Source organism: Polymorphum gilvum SL003B-26A1 (genome assembly GCF_000192745.1).
Lineage (GTDB): Bacteria > Pseudomonadota > Alphaproteobacteria > Rhizobiales > Stappiaceae > Polymorphum > Polymorphum gilvum.
The window spans coordinates 3993394-4009682 of sequence record NC_015259.1; the positions used below are offsets into that span (position 1 = coordinate 3993394).

Below are 16289 nucleotides of genomic sequence, written 5' to 3' on the forward strand. Positions count from 1 at the left end.
CTCCTCAACCGACCGTCGCCGACGGCGCGCGGGCGAAGGTAAAGATCCGCACCAGCGTCGGCCGGAACATGTGTTCCAGCGCACCGGCGAACAGGATCACCAGGCCCTGAATGACCACGATCATGTCGCGGGTGATCGCCGGCTTCTCGAAGGAGAGTTCGGCGCCACCCTGGTAGAGCATGCCGAACAGGATCGCCGCGAGCACGATGCCGAGCGGATGGGCGCGGCCCATCAGCGCTACGGCGATGCCGACGAAGCCGTAGCCGGAGACGAACTCGATCAGCAGCCGGTGCTGGGACCCCATGATCTCGTTGATCGCCATCATGCCGGCGAGACCGCCGGAGATCAGCATAGCGACGACAATGGTGCGCGCCGGCGAGATGCCGGCATAGACCGCGGCGGTCGGGTTGGCGCCGAGGGTGCGGATGGCGTAGCCGAGACGCGTGCGCCAGACCAGGACCCAGACGGCGAGAGCCGCGACGAGCGCGAGCACCAGCGCCAGATTGACGGGTGCGGTGCCGAAGGAGGCGAAGGGCAGCAGGTCGTTCAGCATCGGCAGACGACCGCCGGCCTCGAAGGTGCGCGTCTCCGGCTGCATGGAGCCCGGCTTGGCCATGACGTTGACCAGCAGGTAGACCATCAGCGAGGCGGCAATGAAGTTGAACATGATCGTGGTGATGACGACGTGACTGCCGCGCCGCGCCTGCAGCCAGGCCGGCACGAAGGCCCAGGCGGCGCCGGCGGCCGCCGCGCCGAGAACGGCGACGGGCATGGTCACCCACCAGGGCACGATGCGGTCGAGCGCAAGGCAGGCCCAGGCGACACCGAGCCCGCCGATATAGGCCTGGCCCTCGCCACCGATGTTGAACAGTCCGGCATGGAAGGCGACGGCGACGGCCAGGCCGGTGAAGATGAAGTTGGTGGCGTAGAACAGAGTGAAACCGATGCCCTCGCCGAAGCCGAGCGAGCCCCAGACAAGGATCCCGACGGCTTCAAGCGGGCTTTCCCCGATCAGCAGCACGACCAGGCCCGACACAAGGAAGGCGGCGGCAAGGTTGAGCAGCGGGATGAGGCCGAAGTCGACCCAGCGCGGCAATTGACCAGCACTCATGGGTGCGCTCCGTGAACGGTTCCGTCATGGACGCCGGCCATCAGCAGGCCCAGTTCGGCCTCGCCCGTCTCGGCCGGGCGCTCGCCGACGATGCTGCCGTCGAACATGACCAGCACCCTGTCGGCCAGCGAGCGGATCTCGTCGAGCTCGACGGAGACGAGCAGGATGCCCTTGCCGGCATCGCGCATCTCGATCAGGCGCCTGTGGATGAACTCGATGGCCCCGATGTCGACGCCGCGGGTCGGCTGGCCGACCAGAAGCACGGTCGGGTCGCGCTCAATCTCGCGCGCGAGCACAATCTTCTGCTGGTTGCCACCGGAGAAGCTGGCCGTCTTGAGCTGGCAGTCGGGCGGACGGATGTCATATTTCTCGATCTCGGCGCGCGCCTCGTTGCGGATAGCCCTGATGTCCAGGAAAGGGCCGCGGCCGTATTGCGGATTGTCCTGATAGCCGAGGATGGCGTTCTCGTATTCGGCGAACCCGGTTACCAGGCCCATGCGGTGGCGATCCTCGGGCACGTGGCACAGGCCCCTTCGCCGCATCTCGGCCGGATCGAGCGGGGTGGCCGCGATGTCCACGGCCTCGCCGGCGATCCAGATGCTGCCCTTGCGGGCGCGGCGAATGCCGGCGATCGCTTCCAGAAGTTCCGACTGGCCGTTGCCGGACACGCCGGCGATGCCGACGATCTCGCCGGCGCGGACGTCGAAGGACACGTTCCTGACCACGTCGACGCCGCGGCTGTCGGTCACCGTCAGGTGGTCGACGACGAGCACCTTCTCCTTCGGCTGGGCTGGCGTCTTGTCGACCCGAAGCAGCACGCTGCGACCGACCATCAGTTCGGCGAGTTCCTCCATCGTTGTCTCGGCGGTGGCGCGGGTGGCGACCATCTCGCCGCGGCGCATCACCGAGACGGTGTCGGTGACGGCCATGATCTCGCGCAGCTTGTGGGTGATGAGCAAGACCGTCTTGCCCTGATCCCTCAGCACCTGGAGGATGCGGAACAGATGGTCGGCCTCCGCCGGGGTGAGCACGCCGGTCGGCTCGTCGAGGATCAGGATCTCGGCGCCGCGCAGCAGGACCTTGAGGATTTCGACGCGTTGCTGGAGGCCGACGGGCAGGTCCTCGACCACGGCGTCCGGGTCGACCTTGAGGTTGTATTCGGCGTCCAGGCGCCGGAGTTCGGCGCGCGCACGGTCGGCGCCGCCGCCCAGAAACAACCCCTCCTCCGCGCCGAGCAGGACGTTTTCCAGCACGGTGAAGGTGTCGACCAGCATGAAATGCTGATGGACCATGCCGATGCCGAGCCTGATGGCAGCGCGGGAATCGGCGATCACCGCCGTCTTGCCGCTGACCAGGATCTCGCCGCTGTCGGCGTGGTAGAAGCCGTAGAGGATCGACATGAGGGTTGACTTGCCGGCGCCGTTCTCGCCGACGATGCCGTGGATCGAGCCCTTCCGGACGACGAGATCGATGTCCCTGTTGGCGTGGACCGAGCCGAAGCGCTTGTTGATCTTGCGCAACTCGATGGCAGGCGTCATCGCGCTCCCCCTGTTACCCCCTCACGACCCCGCCGGTGTCCCCGGCGGTCGTGCTCGCGCGCGAACCGGCGGCGACCGGCGCCTCGGGATCCTAGCACCGGACCGCTGCCGCGGCGCCGGGCAAAACACGGAGACGCCGCACGGCAACCAAAGCGGGCCGTGCGGCGCGGTGCAGTTCCCGCTCAGAACGGGCAGGTCTGGTCGGCCATGTAGTCGTGGACCTTGACCGTGCCGGAGACGATGTCTTCCCTGGCCTTGTCGACGGCCGCCTTCATCTCCGCGGTGATCAGTTTCTCGTTGTGCTCGTCGAGAGCCCAGTCGACGCCGCCCTCGGCGAGGCCGAGAACGGTGACGCCGGACGTCCACCTGCCGTTGCGGGCATCCTCGAAGGCGTCATAGACGGCGACGTCGACGCGCTTCAGCATCGAGGTCAGCACCGAGCCTGGGTGCAGGGCGTTCTGGTTGCTGTCGACGCCGATGCCGAGCTTCCCGGCGTCGGCAGCCGCCTGCAGCACGCCGATGCCGGTGCCGCCGGCGGCGTGATAGACTACGTCGGCGCCACGGGCGAACTGCGACTTGGCCAGTTCACCACCCTTGACCGGATCGTTCCACGCTGCCCCGGTGTCGCCGGTCATGTTCTCGAACACTTCCGCGTCGGGCTTGGCCGCCAGAACCCCCTGCTTGTAGCCGCAGGCGAACTTGCGGATCAGCGGAATGTCCATGCCGCCGACGAAGCCGACCTTGCCGGTCTGTGACGCCATGGCCGCGAGCATGCCGACCATGTAGGAGCCCTCGTGTTCCTTGAACACGACGGACCGCACGTTGGGCAGATCGACGACCATGTCGACGATGGCGAACTGGATGTCCGGGAATTCCTTGGCAATCTTCTCCACGGCATTGGCCTGGGAGAAACCGATGGCGACGATCGGGCTCTGGCCGCGCTTGGCGAAGTTGCGCAGCGCCTGCTCGCGCTGGCTGTCGTTCTGGATCTCGAAGTCGCGGTAGTCGATGCCGCTGGCCTTCTTGAACTCCTCGGCGCCGGCATAGGCGGCCTCGTTGAACGACTTGTCGAACTTGCCGCCCATATCATACAGGACGGCGGGCTGGATGTCCGCCGCCTGGGCGGAGGCGGCCATAGCCAGGCCGGCGAAAGCGGCGCTGATCGTCAAGAGCTTCTTCACTCGTCTGTCCTCCGACATTCGGATCCGCCACGACGGCCGGATCCCCTTCTGCTTCCCTCTGAGACCGAACCGGCCGTCAGGCCGACTCCGCCAGTTGCGAACCAACCATCCCGCGGAGCGCCCGTGCCAGGGTCTCGTCCGCGATCAGATCGGTAATGACGCCGGTGCGCAGCGCGGCAAGCGTCGCTTCAGCCTTGCCTTCCCCGCCTACCAGCGCAATCACGCGTGCGCCGCGCACTTCCTCGAAATGCAGACCGACGGCGCAATCGCCGAGCGGCACCGGCGCGATGCTGCCGTCGATGGTCAGGAACTTGCCCATGAGATCGCTGACCGCGCCGGCCCGTTTCAGCTCTTCCTGCTCTGCCTTCTTGATCAGGCCGCGCTGGACGAGATGCCCCTCGTCGTTGATCGAGCCGATGCCGACAACGAACACATCCGACTGGCGCGCGCGTTCCAGAAGGTCCTGGACACTGCGCTGACCGAGAAACATGTCCCGTTCCTCGAGGTTCTCGGCGAAATAGGGAACCGGCAGATAATAGCCCTCGCCGCCGGTGCGCTCGAGCATGCGCTGGACGACGTCATAGGGGTTGGCCGACAGCTTGCGCATCAGCGACCCGGATATCGACATGATCGCCAGATCGGGCCGCATCATGCGCGGCATGGCCTCGACCGAGGCCTTCAGGGTCCGACCCATGCCGACGCCGACCCGGGTCACGTCCGGTGATGACAGCACGTTGGACAGGAAATTGCCGGCAGCGGCCGCCACGCCCCGGATCGCCGTGTCCTGATCGCCGCCGCCGAGGTCAGGCGCGATGATGCAGGTGGACAGCCCGAACAGGCGGGCGAACTCATCTTCCAGCTTGAGGCATTCGATCGGCCGGCCCTCGATCTGGAAGCGTACCAGCCCTTCCTTCTGGGCGTGGGCGATGAGCCGATGCACCTTGGCAGGCGAAACGCCGAGACGGCTGGCGATCTCGCCCTGCGTGCAGCCGCCCACGAAGGACAGCCACGCGGCCCGTACCGAGAGGTAAGTCGTCCAGTCCTCGTCCTGCACCCGCGCCACCCGTCGTCGTTGCCCGCCGCTTCGCTTCCGCCGTCGGCCCCGGGAAGGGCCCCTGGCGAAAATTTCTTCAGCTGATGAGAATTATTTCAGGAAACTTGCCTTTCCATTCGAGCTTCGTCAAGCGTCCGAAGGTCGATTCGGGCCTGATTTTCGTTTGTCGTCCAGCCTGTATCCCTGTCGCGATCGGATCTGCGTAACGTGTGGGCAGGCAGATCAACCACTGGGCAATTCCTGCCCATCGAAACGGCGAGAAAACCGACACCCGGCAAAAATTGCCGGGCAAAAATCGACCCAGCCCTGCGCAGGCAAAAGTGCGCACATTGTGCGCCTTTGATTTGCCGACGAATTTCGAGCCCGGCTGAGTCTGGCACGCCTATTGCTGTGCGACATTCATGCGTCGGCTCATCAAAATCGTCAGATATCCGCTGTTTTCCCGATGGGTCACGCATCCATCCGGCGCTTAGCCGCAACAACAAAATCGCCCAGGGAGACGTGGATTCTCGGCCTCGGCCTAACAAGGAGAAGACCATGCGTCTCAGTGCGTGCACATGCTTCCTCGGGGGCTCTGCCCTTTCGGCCGCAGCGCTGCTGTGCGGCCTCCTCTCGGCCGCTCCCGCCCTCGCGCGGGATTTCCGGCCGCCATCCGCCTTCAGTTCCCTGTCCCCGGCAACCGAAGTCGACGTGGAACTCGTTCTCGCTGTCGACATTTCGCAATCCATGGATACCGACGAACAGGAGGTCCAGCGCGCGGGCTATGTCGCGGCCCTGACATCCGACGAAGTGCTCGACGCGATCCGCTTCGGACCGACCGGCCGCATCGCCGTCACCTATGTGGAATGGGGTGGCGTCGGCGAGCATTTCACCGTGGCGGACTGGACCCTGATCGAGGACCGGGCGTCGGCCTCCGCCTTCGCCGCCAGAATCGCCGAAGCGCCCCTGCGCCAGGTGCAGCGGACGTCGATCGTCTCCGCTCTCGACCGGGCGGTCGAGATGATGCGGTCCAATCCCTACCAAGGCCTGCGCAAGGTGATCGACATTTCCGGCGACGGGCCCAACAACCAGGGCGGCTCGGTGACGGAAATGCGCGACCGGGTACTCGCCGCCGGAATCACGATCAACGGCCTGCCGCTGATGATGAAAGCGGAGACCACGGCCTGGCAGGCGATGCTGCACCTCGACCACTATTACGAGGACTGCGTGATCGGCGGGCCGGGGTCGTTCTCGATACCCGTCCGGTCCAAGGAGTCCTTCGCGGATGCGATCCGGATGAAACTGGTGCTGGAGATTGCCGGCCTGGTGCAGGATCAGCCGAAGGTCATGCTGGCGTCCTCGCGCCAACCGATCCGCTGCAACCTGTTCGACTGACGCACCGGCCCGGCGCCGCCGGTCACGCAATCGCGACTTTGCGTCCGGGCCGGTTTTCGGCACACTGTCAGACCATCGCGCCGGGCCCGTGCAGGCGGTCCCGGCGCCCCGAAGCGCTCGCGCAGGGAGGTTCGACTGCGCATGCCGTCTTGCGAACGCAGCCGGGCAGACACCCTCGTCCGCCCATTCGCTCTCTTCGGCCTGCCCGGCCGCGCCGCCGCGGCTGTCGCCGTCGTCCTGGTCGCCATGCTGGCGCCCGCAGCGCTCGATGGCGCCAAAGCCGACGAAGTCGATGTCGCCATCGTTCTGGCAGTCGACATTTCCTATTCGATGGACGAGGACGAACTTCGTCTGCAGCGCAGCGGCTATATCGACGCGGTCACCTCGGGCGAGGTGCTGGCGGCCATCCGCGGCGGGCTGGTCGGCCGGATTGCCCTCGCCTATGTGGAATGGGCGGGCGCGCTGTCGCAGGCCACCCTGATCGACTGGCACGTCGTCGATGACGCGGCGTCCGCGGAGACCTTCGCCTCGGCCCTGGCCGAAGCGCCGATCCGACGCGCCTACCGAACGGCAATCGGCGACGCGTTGCTGTATTCCGCTGCCCAGTTCGAGCGCCTGCCGCACGACGCCATGCGCCGCGTCATCGACATTTCGGGCGACGGCCCGAACAATCAGGGCACGCTCGCGCCGCTCGCCCGCGACATGGTCATCAGGGACGGTATCGTCATCAACGGCCTGCCGCTCGTGATGAAGGAACGCGGCTACAGCCTGTTCGACATCGTCGACCTCGACCGCTACTACCGCGACTGCGTCACCGGCGGCGCCGGCTCCTTCGTCATCCCGATCCGCAGCGAGGACGCCTTTGCCGAATCGATCCGCCGCAAGCTGGTGCTGGAGATCGCCGGCGTCGTTCCCGAGGTCGTTCCCGAGGTCGTTCCCGGGGACGAACCCGTGCGGATCTGGCGTGCCGCCGACGGCATCGATCCGTTCTGCCTGATCGGCGAGCGGCTATGGCAGCAGCGCATGCGCAACCTGGATCCCTGAGCGCATCGTACGCCGTCTCCCCCGATACTGCAGCCCCGGCCGGTCCTTTCCGACCCGGGCCGGCCTTTGCCTTTCAGCCGCGACCGGCTAAAGCTGGTGCGAACCCGCTTCAAACAGCCAGGTCACGTGCAGGAAACGCGAACGATGACGGATCGCCCCGTTCTGGCGCTTGTCGCCCATGACGCCAAGAAGGACGCGATGGTCGCCTTCGTCCGGCGCAACGCCGAGAAACTGTCGGTCTTCCGCCTGGTGGCGACCGGCACGACGGGCGGGCGCATCCTCGACGCCTGCCCGGAGCTCAACCTGATGCAGCTGAAGAGCGGCCCGCTCGGTGGCGACCAGCAGATCGGCGCGATGATAGCCGAAGGCAGGCTGGACGGGCTCTTCTTCTTCGCTGACCCGTTGTCGCCAATGCCGCACGACGTCGACGTCAAGGCGCTGATGCGGCTGGCGCTGGTCTACGACATCCCGATGGCGCTGAACCTGTCGACGGCAGAGATCCTGCTGCGCTCGGCACGGCTGACCGGGTTGCGGACCACCTCCGCGACCCCGGAAATCAGCGTGCCCCGATGACGAGCCAGCTTCCCGCTCGTCCGCGTGCCTTCCGCTTTCCGGTCCTCGTCGCCGACGTCGGCGGAACCAACGTGCGCTTCGCCCTGGTTTCGGACACCCATGCGCGCGCGCAGATGATCGATCCGCGCGAGACCGAGGCCTATCCGGACATCGTCGCGGCGATCCGCGACTGCGTTCTCGATACGACCTCGCTCATGCCGCGTACGGCCATCATCGCGGTGGCCGGGCCGGTGACCGGCGACCGGATCCCGCTGACCAATGCCTCCTGGGTGGTCGAGCCGCTGCGGATGATCGCGGACCTCGGACTGGACGAGGTCGTCGTCCTGAACGACTTCGAGGCCCAAGCGCTGGCGCTGCCGGGGCTTGTCGGCGACGACGTGGAGCAGATCGGCGGCGGGTCGCCGCTCGAAGGCGGCTCGAAGTTCGTGCTCGGTCCTGGCACCGGCCTCGGCGCAGCAGCCATGATCCATGCCGCAGGCACCTGGGTGCCGGTGCCCGGCGAGGGCGGCCATGTCGAACTTGGACCGGTCAGCGACGAAGACTACCGAGTTTGGCCGCATGTCGAACGGCTGGGCGGACGCATCGGTGCCGAACAGGTCCTGAGCGGCACCGGCCTGCCGCGGCTCGCGCATGCCGTGGCGGCGGCGGAAGGCCTGGCGCGAGGCTTCGCGACGGCGGCCGACGTGACCGCTGCGGCAGAACAGGGAGATCCGGTGGCCGCCAAGACTCTGCAGGTCTTCGCCCGTGCGCTGGGACGGGTGGCAGGCGACTTCGCCCTGACTGTGCTCGCTCGCGGCGGGGTCTACATCGCCGGCGGCGTCTCTGCCTATGTGGCGTCGTTCCTGAGAACCGGGGAATTCCGCGCCGCGTTCGAGGCCAAAGCGCCGCACGAGGCGCTGGTCAGGGCGATCCCGACCTTCCTGGTCCGCCACCCCAATCCTGCGCTGGCGGGTCTGGCCGCCTTTGCGCGCGCGCCGTCCCTGTTCGCGGTCGAAACGGCGGGACGCCGCTGGACAACCGCGGCGGACGGCGACACCGCCTGAGCCGGATACCACCATGCCCCGCCGTTCCGACGCGACCGAGCCGCTGCCGATCGACGCCGTGCTGCCGGAGCTTCTGGCTGCGCTGGAGAGCCATACCAGCGCCGTCCTCGTCGCCGAACCAGGCGCCGGCAAGACGACCCGCGTGCCGCTGGCGCTGCTCGACGCGCCCTGGCGCGGCGACGGCCGCATCCTGGTGCTGGAGCCGCGCCGGTTGGCGGCGCGTGCGGCGGCGCGCCGCATGGCCGAGACGCTCGGCGAGGCGGTCGGCGACACCGTTGGCTTTCGCGTCCGCATGGAGACCAGGGTCAGCCCGCGGACGCGGATCGAGGTGGTTACCGAGGGTGTGTTCACCCGACTGATCCTGGACGATCCGGAACTGCGCGGCGTCGCCTGCGTGCTGTTCGACGAGTTCCACGAGCGCTCCCTCGACGGCGACCTGGGGCTTGCGCTGGCGCTGGAGGTTCAGGGCGCGCTGCGCGACGACCTGCGCCTCGTCCCGATGTCCGCGACGATCGACGCCGCCGCGGTGGCGCGACTGCTCGGCGATGCGCCCGTCGTCGAGAGCAAGGGACGCAGCTTCCCGGTCGAGACGCGCTATCTCGGCCGACGGGCGGAGGAACGGATCGAACCGCAGGTTACCCGCGCCATCCGCAAGGCGCTGGCAGAGGAGACGGGATCGATCCTCGCCTTCCTGCCGGGTCAGGGCGAGATCCTGCGCGTGGCCGAGCAACTGACCGGGCAACTGCCCGAGCAACTGCCCGGGCAACTTGCCGGGCAAATGGCCGGGCAACTGCCCGCAGACTGCGTCGTGGCACCGCTCTACGGCGCGCTCGACGCCCGCGCCCAGGACGCGGCTATCCGCCCGGCACCGGCCGGGACGCGCAAGATCGTGCTGGCGACCTCCATCGCCCAGACCTCGCTCACCATCGAGGGCGTGCGCGTCGTCGTCGACAGCGGCCTGGCGCGCGTGCCGCGCTACGAGCCGCAGACCGGACTGACGCGGCTGGAGACAGTGCGCGTGTCCCGCGCCGCCGCCGACCAGCGGCGCGGGCGCGCCGGCCGGACGGAACCGGGCGTGTGCTACCGGCTGTGGGATGAGGCGCAGACGCAGGCCCTCGCCGCTGCCGACCGACCGGAAATCCTGGAGGCCGACCTTTCCGGCCTCGCGCTCGACCTCGCCCTGTGGGGCACGAGCGATCCGACAAGCCTTGCCTTTCCCGACCTGCCGCCTATGGCCGCCTGGGCCGAGGCGGTCACGTTGCTGAAGGCCCTGCACGCGTTCGACGGGGGAGGCCGGATCACCGACCACGGCCGGACGCTGGCGCGCCTGCCGCTGGCTCCGCGCCTCGCCCACATGCTGGTCGACGCCGAAGGGCGGGGGCTCGGAGCGCTGGCCGCCGACGTCGCGGTGATCCTGACGGAACCAGGCCTTGGCGGCTCCGATCCGGACCTGCGCGAGCGGGTGCGTCGGCTACGCCGCGACGGCGGCAGGCGGGCCAAGGACGCTCGCGCCCTCGCGGCCCGCTGGCACCGCCTCGCCAGACCTCGAGCCAGCGCGAAAACCGACGACGCCCCCGAACGCTGCGGCGAAGTCCTGGCGCTGGCCTATCCCGAACGCGTCGCCCAGGCGCGCGGCCAGCGCGGTCGCTTCCGCCTCGCCAACGGCCGCGGCGCAGAGATCGCCGAGGAGCAGGCGCTGGCGGGCGAGACCTTCCTGGCCATCGCCGAGATCCAAGGCCGGGCGGCGAGCGGCCGCATCCTGTTGGCGGCGCCGCTGACGCCCGGCGAGATCGAAGCGCTGTTCGCTGACGACATCATAGAGGAGGACGAGGTCCGCCTAGAGGCGAACGGCACGGTGCGGGCACGCCGGGTACGCCGACTGGCGGCACTCGAACTGGCCAGCCGGCCGGTCGCCAGCCCCGATCCGGAGGCGATCCGCATGGCACTGGTCGCCGAGGTGCGCCGACGCGGCATCGACCGGCTGCCCTGGACCAAGGATCAGTTGCGCCTGCGGGCACGGGCGGAGTTTGTCCGCAAGGCCGGCGGCGCGGCCCTGCCCGATCTTTCGGACGCAGGACTCGCCGACAGCCTGGACGACTGGCTCGGCCCGTTCCTTTTCGGCAAGACCGCGATCGCGGCGATCGACGAGTCGTGTCTCGGCGACGCGCTGGCCACGCTCCTGCCTCATGCGCTGGCCGCCGAGGTGGATCGTCAGGCGCCGTCGCACTTCACCGCGCCAACGGGATCCAGAGTGCCGATCGATTACGGCGCCGAAGCCGGGCCGACGATCTCGATCCGGGTGCAGGAACTGTTCGGTCTGGTGAAGCATCCCTCCGTCGCCGACGGGCGGATCCCGCTGACGCTGGAACTGCTGTCTCCGGCCCACCGGCCGATCCAGATCACGCGCGACCTGCCGGGCTTCTGGAAGGGCTCGTGGGCGGACGTGAAGGGCGACATGAAGGGCCGCTATCCAAAGCATCCCTGGCCGGACGACCCGGCCGGCGCAGAGGCGACGCGGCGCGCGAAACCGCGCGGCACATAGCGCATCTTCCGTGCCCTCGCCATCCGCTTGTGGTAGGACGGTGCCATTCCACATCGAGCACGGATCATGGTCATGCCTGCCGCAGACATCATCAGCCGCCTCGCTTCGAACGACGGGTTCCCCGAGGACACGATCCAGCATTGCCTGGACCATCCCGACGAGGCCATTCCGGTCCTGCTGGACCTGCTGACGGCGAATGCCGCCGGAAAGGACCTGACGGAGGAAACGAAGGCAGCCTTGTTCTATGGAGCGCACATCCTGGGAGAAGTCCAGGAAAAGCGCGCCTTCGCACCGCTGATGACGCTGCTACAGTCCGGCGACGACGATGTGGCGGACGTGTTCGGCGATGCGGTCACAGAAACGATTGGACAGATCCTCATCGCCGTCTACGACGGTGACCTCGCCACGCTCGAACGCGGCATCGCCAACCGGTACGTCGAGGCCTTCATCCGGGACGCGTTCTTTTCCGCCTGGACCTACACGGTGCTGACCGGAACGACGCCGGAAGTCCATGCCCGGGCGTTCCTGGAAGCCTTCCCGCGTGCCGTTGCTCCCGAGCCCGACAGCTTCCTGTGGGGGTCCTGGATCGCGACCATCGCCGACCTGCAGTACGAGGATCTCAAGCCGCTGATCGAGCAGACGTTTCGGGATGGGCTGATCTCCGTGGACGAATTCGGCCTGTGGCCGACCGAGATGAGCGACTACGACTACCATCTTTCCGAGGCCAGGAAGGCGACCGACCGCAAAGCCTGGATGCGGGCGAGCCGCTACTGGCCGTTCGAGGACACGATCGGGACGCTGCTGGACTGGGGGGCTGACGACGAGGACGTGGCCGCAGACGATGACTATCTGTCGTCGCTCGACCCCGCCTATCTCAAGGCCGCGGAAGGCGACTATCCGTTCCTGCCGGGCGAGCCCGTCCACAATCCGTTCAAGAGCGTCGGCCGCAACGACCCCTGCCCCTGCGGCAGCGGCAAGAAGTACAAGAAGTGCTGCCTGCAGTGAGCCGACCCGGGCCGGGCGACGAAGTAGTCCGCTACTCCTCCGAATGGGCGAGCAGGCTGGCGTTGCCGCCGGAAGCGGCGGTGTTGATCGACACCACCTGCTCGAGAGCGAAGCGCTGCAGATAGGCCGGTCCGCCCGCCTTCGGACCGGTGCCGGACAGGCCGGAACCGCCGAAGGGCTGGGTACCGACGACGGCGCCGATGGTGTTGCGGTTGACGTAGACATTGCCGACCGACAACCGGTCGACCACCTGCTTGACCGTGGCGTCGATGCGGCTGTGCACGCCAAGCGTCAGACCGTAGCCGGTGGCCGCTATCGCCTCCAGCATGGCGTCCAGCTCCTTCGCCCTATAGCGGACCACATGCAGGACCGGGCCGAACACCTCGCGCGTCAGGTCCGAGGGCCGGTCGAGGGTCACGATGTGCGGCGCGACCCAGAACCCGCCGGCTAGGTCACCCCCGGGCACGGTCCCGGCAAAGCGCAGCCGGTCCGCCGCGGCCATCGCCTCGATGTGGGCGAGAATGCCGTCGCGGGCGTCGGCGTCGATCACCGGGCCGATGTCGGTGGCCTGATCTCGCGGGTCGCCGAGCGTCAGTTCGGCGGCCGCGCCTTCGATCATCTCCAGCAGCCCGTCGGCGATGTCGTCCTGCAGGTAGAGCAGGCGCAGCGCCGAACAGCGCTGGCCGGCGGAGCGGAAGGCGGAGGTGACAACGTCGTCGCAGACCTGCTCCGGCAACGCCGTGGCATCGACCAGCATGGCGTTGATACCGCCGGTCTCGGCAATCAACGGCACGATGGGGCCGCGCTTTGCCGCCAGGCTGGCATTGATCGCCCAGGCCGTCTCCGTCGAGCCGGTGAAGGCGACCCCGGCGATACGCGGATCGGCGGTCAGCGCCGCCCCGACGCGGCCGTCTCCGGGCATAAAGAGCAGGGCGTCCTCGGGAACGCCGGCCCGGTGCAACAGCGTCACGGCCTCGCGGGCGATCAGCGGCGTCTGCTCGGCCGGCTTGGCGACGACGGCGTTGCCGGCAACCAGCGCGGCGGCAACCTGACCGACGAAGATCGCCAGCGGGAAATTCCACGGCGAGATGCAGACGAAGACGCCGCGGCCGCGCAGCCGGTAGCGGTTCTCCTCGCCGGTCGGGCCGGGCATCAGGCATCCCTCACCGAACCGCATGCGCGCCTCGGCGGCGTAATAGCGGCAGAAGTCGACGGCTTCTCGGATCTCGGCGATGCCGTCGGGCAGCGTCTTGCCGGCCTCCAGGGCGAGCAGCGCCATCAGCCGGTCGCGGTTCGCTTCGATCAGATCGGCCGCCCGCTCCAGCGCCGCAGCGCGGCTTTCGACCGGGCAGCGCGACCAGACCTCGAAGCCGCAAGCGGCAGATCCGACCGCCCGGGCCGCGTCTTCCGGATCCGCCTCGACGACCTCGCCGACGAGCGTGCGTCCGTCTGCCGGCGAATGCACCGGCTTCGGCCGGCCGACGGGCGCCAGGCCGGGTGCGAGCACAGTGGCGGCGGCCACCGAGAGCACCGCCGCGGTCATGCCGTCGACGAGCCGCGCTCGTTCCTCGGCATGGCCGAGTTCCACGCCGGCGGAATTGCGCCGGCTGTCGCCATAAAGATCCGAGGGAAGCGGGATGGCCGCGTTGCGGACCCGGCCGCCGCCGTCGAGGATGTCGGCGGGGCGCAGCAGCAGACGGTCGACCGGCACGGCCGCATCGCCGACGACCGATACGAAGGACGAATTGGCGCCGTTCTCCAGCAGACGCCTGACCAGATAGGCGAGCAGGTCCTTGTGGCCGCCGACCGGCGCATAGATGCGGCAGGGATAGCCGTGACGTTCGGCCACCGCCCTGTACAGGCTCTCGCCCATGCCGTGCAGGCGCTGGAATTCGTAACCGCCGTCCGGTCCCGCCAACTCCTGTATCTGCGCGACGGTCAGCGCGTTGTGGGTGGCGAATTGCGGATAAAGGATGTCGCGGGCGGCAAGCAGGCGCCTCGCGCAGGCGAGATAGGACAGGTCCGTCGCCGCCTTGCGACTGAACACGGGATAGTCAGCAAGGCCGCGCTCCTGGGCGCGCTTGATCTCCGTGTCCCAGTACGCGCCCTTGACCAGACGGACCATCAGGCAGCGATTGCCGGCGCGGGCAAGCTCGACCAGCCAGTCGACAACCTCCACGCCGCGCTTCTGATAGGCCTGGACGGCCAGGCCGAAACCGTCCCAGCCCGCCGTCACCGGATCGGCCACAACGGCGGCGACGAGGTCGAGGGAGATCTCCAACCGGTCCGCCTCCTCGGCATCGATGGTGAAGTTCAGATCGTACCGGCGCGCCATGCGCACGAGTTCCAGGAGGCGAGGCAGCAGTTCGGCCTGGACGCGGTCCGCCTTGACCGCCTCGTAGCGCGGATGCAGGGCCGACAGCTTGACCGAGATGCCGGGCCGGGCCGGCAGCGGACGATTGCCCGCCGCCGTACCGATCGCCTCGATGGCGGCGGCATAGGCCTGGAAATATCGCTGCGCGTCCGCCGCCGTACGCGCGCCTTCGCCGAGCATGTCGTAGGAATAGCGGTAACCCTTCGCCTCCTGGCCGCTGGCGCGTTCGAGCGCCTGTCCGATCGTCTCGCCCAGAACGAACTGGTGACCGAGCAGGCGCATGGCCTGGCGGGTCGCCGTGCGCACCGCCGGCATGCCGAGCCGCTTGACCAGCGCGGCGAGGATCGTGTCGGGCGTGTCGCCCGGATGCAGCAGGCGGGCGGTCACCCCCAGCGCCCAGGACGAGGCGGACACCAGCCAGGTGTCGGATTTGTGCCCAGCCGCCTGGTCGAAGCGGGCGGCGGCCAGCTTGTCCTCGATCAGTCGGTCGGCGGTGGCGGCGTCCGGCACGCGCAGCAGGGCCTCGGCAAGCACCATCATCGCCAGGCCTTCGCGGGTGGTCAGGCCGAACTCGCGCATGAAGTCCTCGACGCCGCCAAGCCCCGAACGCGCAGACCGCATATCCTGGATGTAGCCGGCGGCACGGGCGTCGATGCGCGCTTCCGCGTCGGCCGGAAGCCCGGTTTCGGCGAGAAGCTGGCGCACGAGGCCTTCGTCGTCGGGCGCATAGGCGGCCCGGAACGGGGGCACGGCTGCGATCTCGGGATTCGGCGCGGATGCGGACACGTCGGAGCCTCCTTGAGGACTGGCCGCCGAACCAGGGGACGGCCTTGCAATCCGAAGTGTAACAAGCTCCCTTCTTCCTTTTTTATCGATTTTTAGTAATATTCCTTTGAATTCGAATTAGAAAGGCCATTCTTTGGAGACTTCCACTGACCTTGACAGGATCGACCGAAAGATCCTCCACGCGCTGCAGGGCGACGGCCGGATCACGACCACCGACCTGGCCGAGCGGGTCGGCCTGTCGACGACGGCAACGGCGGAGCGGATGAAGCGGCTGATCCGCGAAGGCTACATCCTGGGCTTCACCGCCGAGCTCAATCCGCAGAAACTCGGGCTCGGGCTGCTGGTGTTCGTCGAGGTCAAGCTGGACAAGACCACCGCGGACGTGTTCGACGCCTTCGCCACCGCCGTCGGCCGGTCTCCGGAAGTGCTCGAATGCCATATGGTGGCGGGCGGCTTCGACTACCTGATCAAGAGCCGGGTACGGGACATGACCCACTACCGGCGCTTCCTTGCCGACGTTATCCTCAATCTGCCGGGGGTGCGCGAGACCCATACCTATGCGGTCATGGAGGACGTCAAGGACACGCACGTGCTGCCGCTCTGGGCCTGAGCCGCAGGTTCCGACACCGTCACGAACGCTTGTCTTGACCGTCAGGGACCGGAC

At 68.1% G+C, this 16289-nt stretch carries 12 protein-coding genes; 7 read left to right on the top strand and 5 right to left on the bottom strand.

Annotated features, from left to right (window positions below; all coding sequences use genetic code 11):
* Window positions 1-4: 4 nt before the first annotated feature.
* The 4 genes from SL003B_RS18615 to SL003B_RS18630 form a co-directional block, all read right to left on the bottom strand.
* Complete coding sequence (locus tag SL003B_RS18615) at window positions 5-1111, bottom strand: ABC transporter permease (RefSeq protein WP_013654420.1); 1107 nt, start codon at window positions 1109-1111, stop codon at window positions 5-7.
* Window positions 1108-2649: an ABC transporter ATP-binding protein gene (locus SL003B_RS18620; protein WP_013654421.1), complete on the bottom strand. Its 1542-nt coding sequence runs from the start codon at window positions 2647-2649 to the stop codon at window positions 1108-1110. The genes SL003B_RS18615 and SL003B_RS18620 overlap by 4 nt, the downstream gene beginning before the upstream one ends.
* Before the next feature lie 182 nt (window positions 2650-2831).
* Window positions 2832-3830, bottom strand: coding sequence for a BMP family lipoprotein (locus SL003B_RS18625; protein WP_013654422.1), 999 nt, complete (start codon window positions 3828-3830; stop codon window positions 2832-2834).
* A 76-nt stretch (window positions 3831-3906) separates the two neighbouring features.
* On the bottom strand, window positions 3907-4893 hold the full coding sequence (locus SL003B_RS18630; protein ID WP_013654423.1) for a sugar-binding transcriptional regulator: 987 nt from the start codon (window positions 4891-4893) through the stop codon (window positions 3907-3909).
* Between the two features lie 528 nt (window positions 4894-5421).
* Here SL003B_RS18630 and SL003B_RS18635 point away from each other — a divergent pair.
* The 6 genes from SL003B_RS18635 to SL003B_RS24170 all read left to right on the top strand — a co-directional run bounded on the left by SL003B_RS18635 (window position 5422) and on the right by SL003B_RS24170 (window position 12465).
* A complete protein-coding gene (locus SL003B_RS18635; protein WP_083812127.1) occupies window positions 5422-6258 on the top strand; it encodes a DUF1194 domain-containing protein in 837 nt (278 codons plus the stop codon).
* 141 nt (window positions 6259-6399) lie between these two features.
* Complete coding sequence (locus tag SL003B_RS18640) at window positions 6400-7302, top strand: DUF1194 domain-containing protein (protein ID WP_013654426.1); 903 nt, start codon at window positions 6400-6402, stop codon at window positions 7300-7302.
* A 144-nt stretch (window positions 7303-7446) separates the two neighbouring features.
* A complete protein-coding gene (locus SL003B_RS18645) occupies window positions 7447-7875 on the top strand; it encodes a methylglyoxal synthase (RefSeq protein WP_013654427.1) in 429 nt (142 codons plus the stop codon).
* Window positions 7872-8918, top strand: coding sequence for a glucokinase (glk, locus tag SL003B_RS18650; RefSeq protein WP_013654428.1), 1047 nt, complete (start codon window positions 7872-7874; stop codon window positions 8916-8918). The genes SL003B_RS18645 and glk overlap by 4 nt, the downstream gene beginning before the upstream one ends.
* Before the next feature lie 13 nt (window positions 8919-8931).
* Window positions 8932-11460: an ATP-dependent helicase HrpB gene (hrpB, locus tag SL003B_RS18655; protein WP_013654429.1), complete on the top strand. Its 2529-nt coding sequence runs from the start codon at window positions 8932-8934 to the stop codon at window positions 11458-11460.
* Between the two features lie 72 nt (window positions 11461-11532).
* Window positions 11533-12465 (top strand): DUF1186 domain-containing protein, encoded by a 933-nt coding sequence (locus tag SL003B_RS24170; protein WP_158306646.1) that lies wholly within the window; start codon window positions 11533-11535, stop codon window positions 12463-12465.
* A 31-nt stretch (window positions 12466-12496) separates the two neighbouring features.
* Here the strand turns inward: SL003B_RS24170 and putA are convergent, their stop codons facing one another.
* Complete coding sequence (gene putA / locus SL003B_RS18665) at window positions 12497-15625, bottom strand: bifunctional proline dehydrogenase/L-glutamate gamma-semialdehyde dehydrogenase PutA (protein ID WP_013654431.1); 3129 nt, start codon at window positions 15623-15625, stop codon at window positions 12497-12499.
* A 133-nt stretch (window positions 15626-15758) separates the two neighbouring features.
* On the opposite strand from putA, the gene SL003B_RS18670 reads away from it, so the two are divergent.
* On the top strand, window positions 15759-16235 hold the full coding sequence (locus tag SL003B_RS18670) for an Lrp/AsnC ligand binding domain-containing protein (protein WP_013654432.1): 477 nt from the start codon (window positions 15759-15761) through the stop codon (window positions 16233-16235).
* The last annotated feature ends 54 nt before the right edge of the window (window positions 16236-16289 follow it).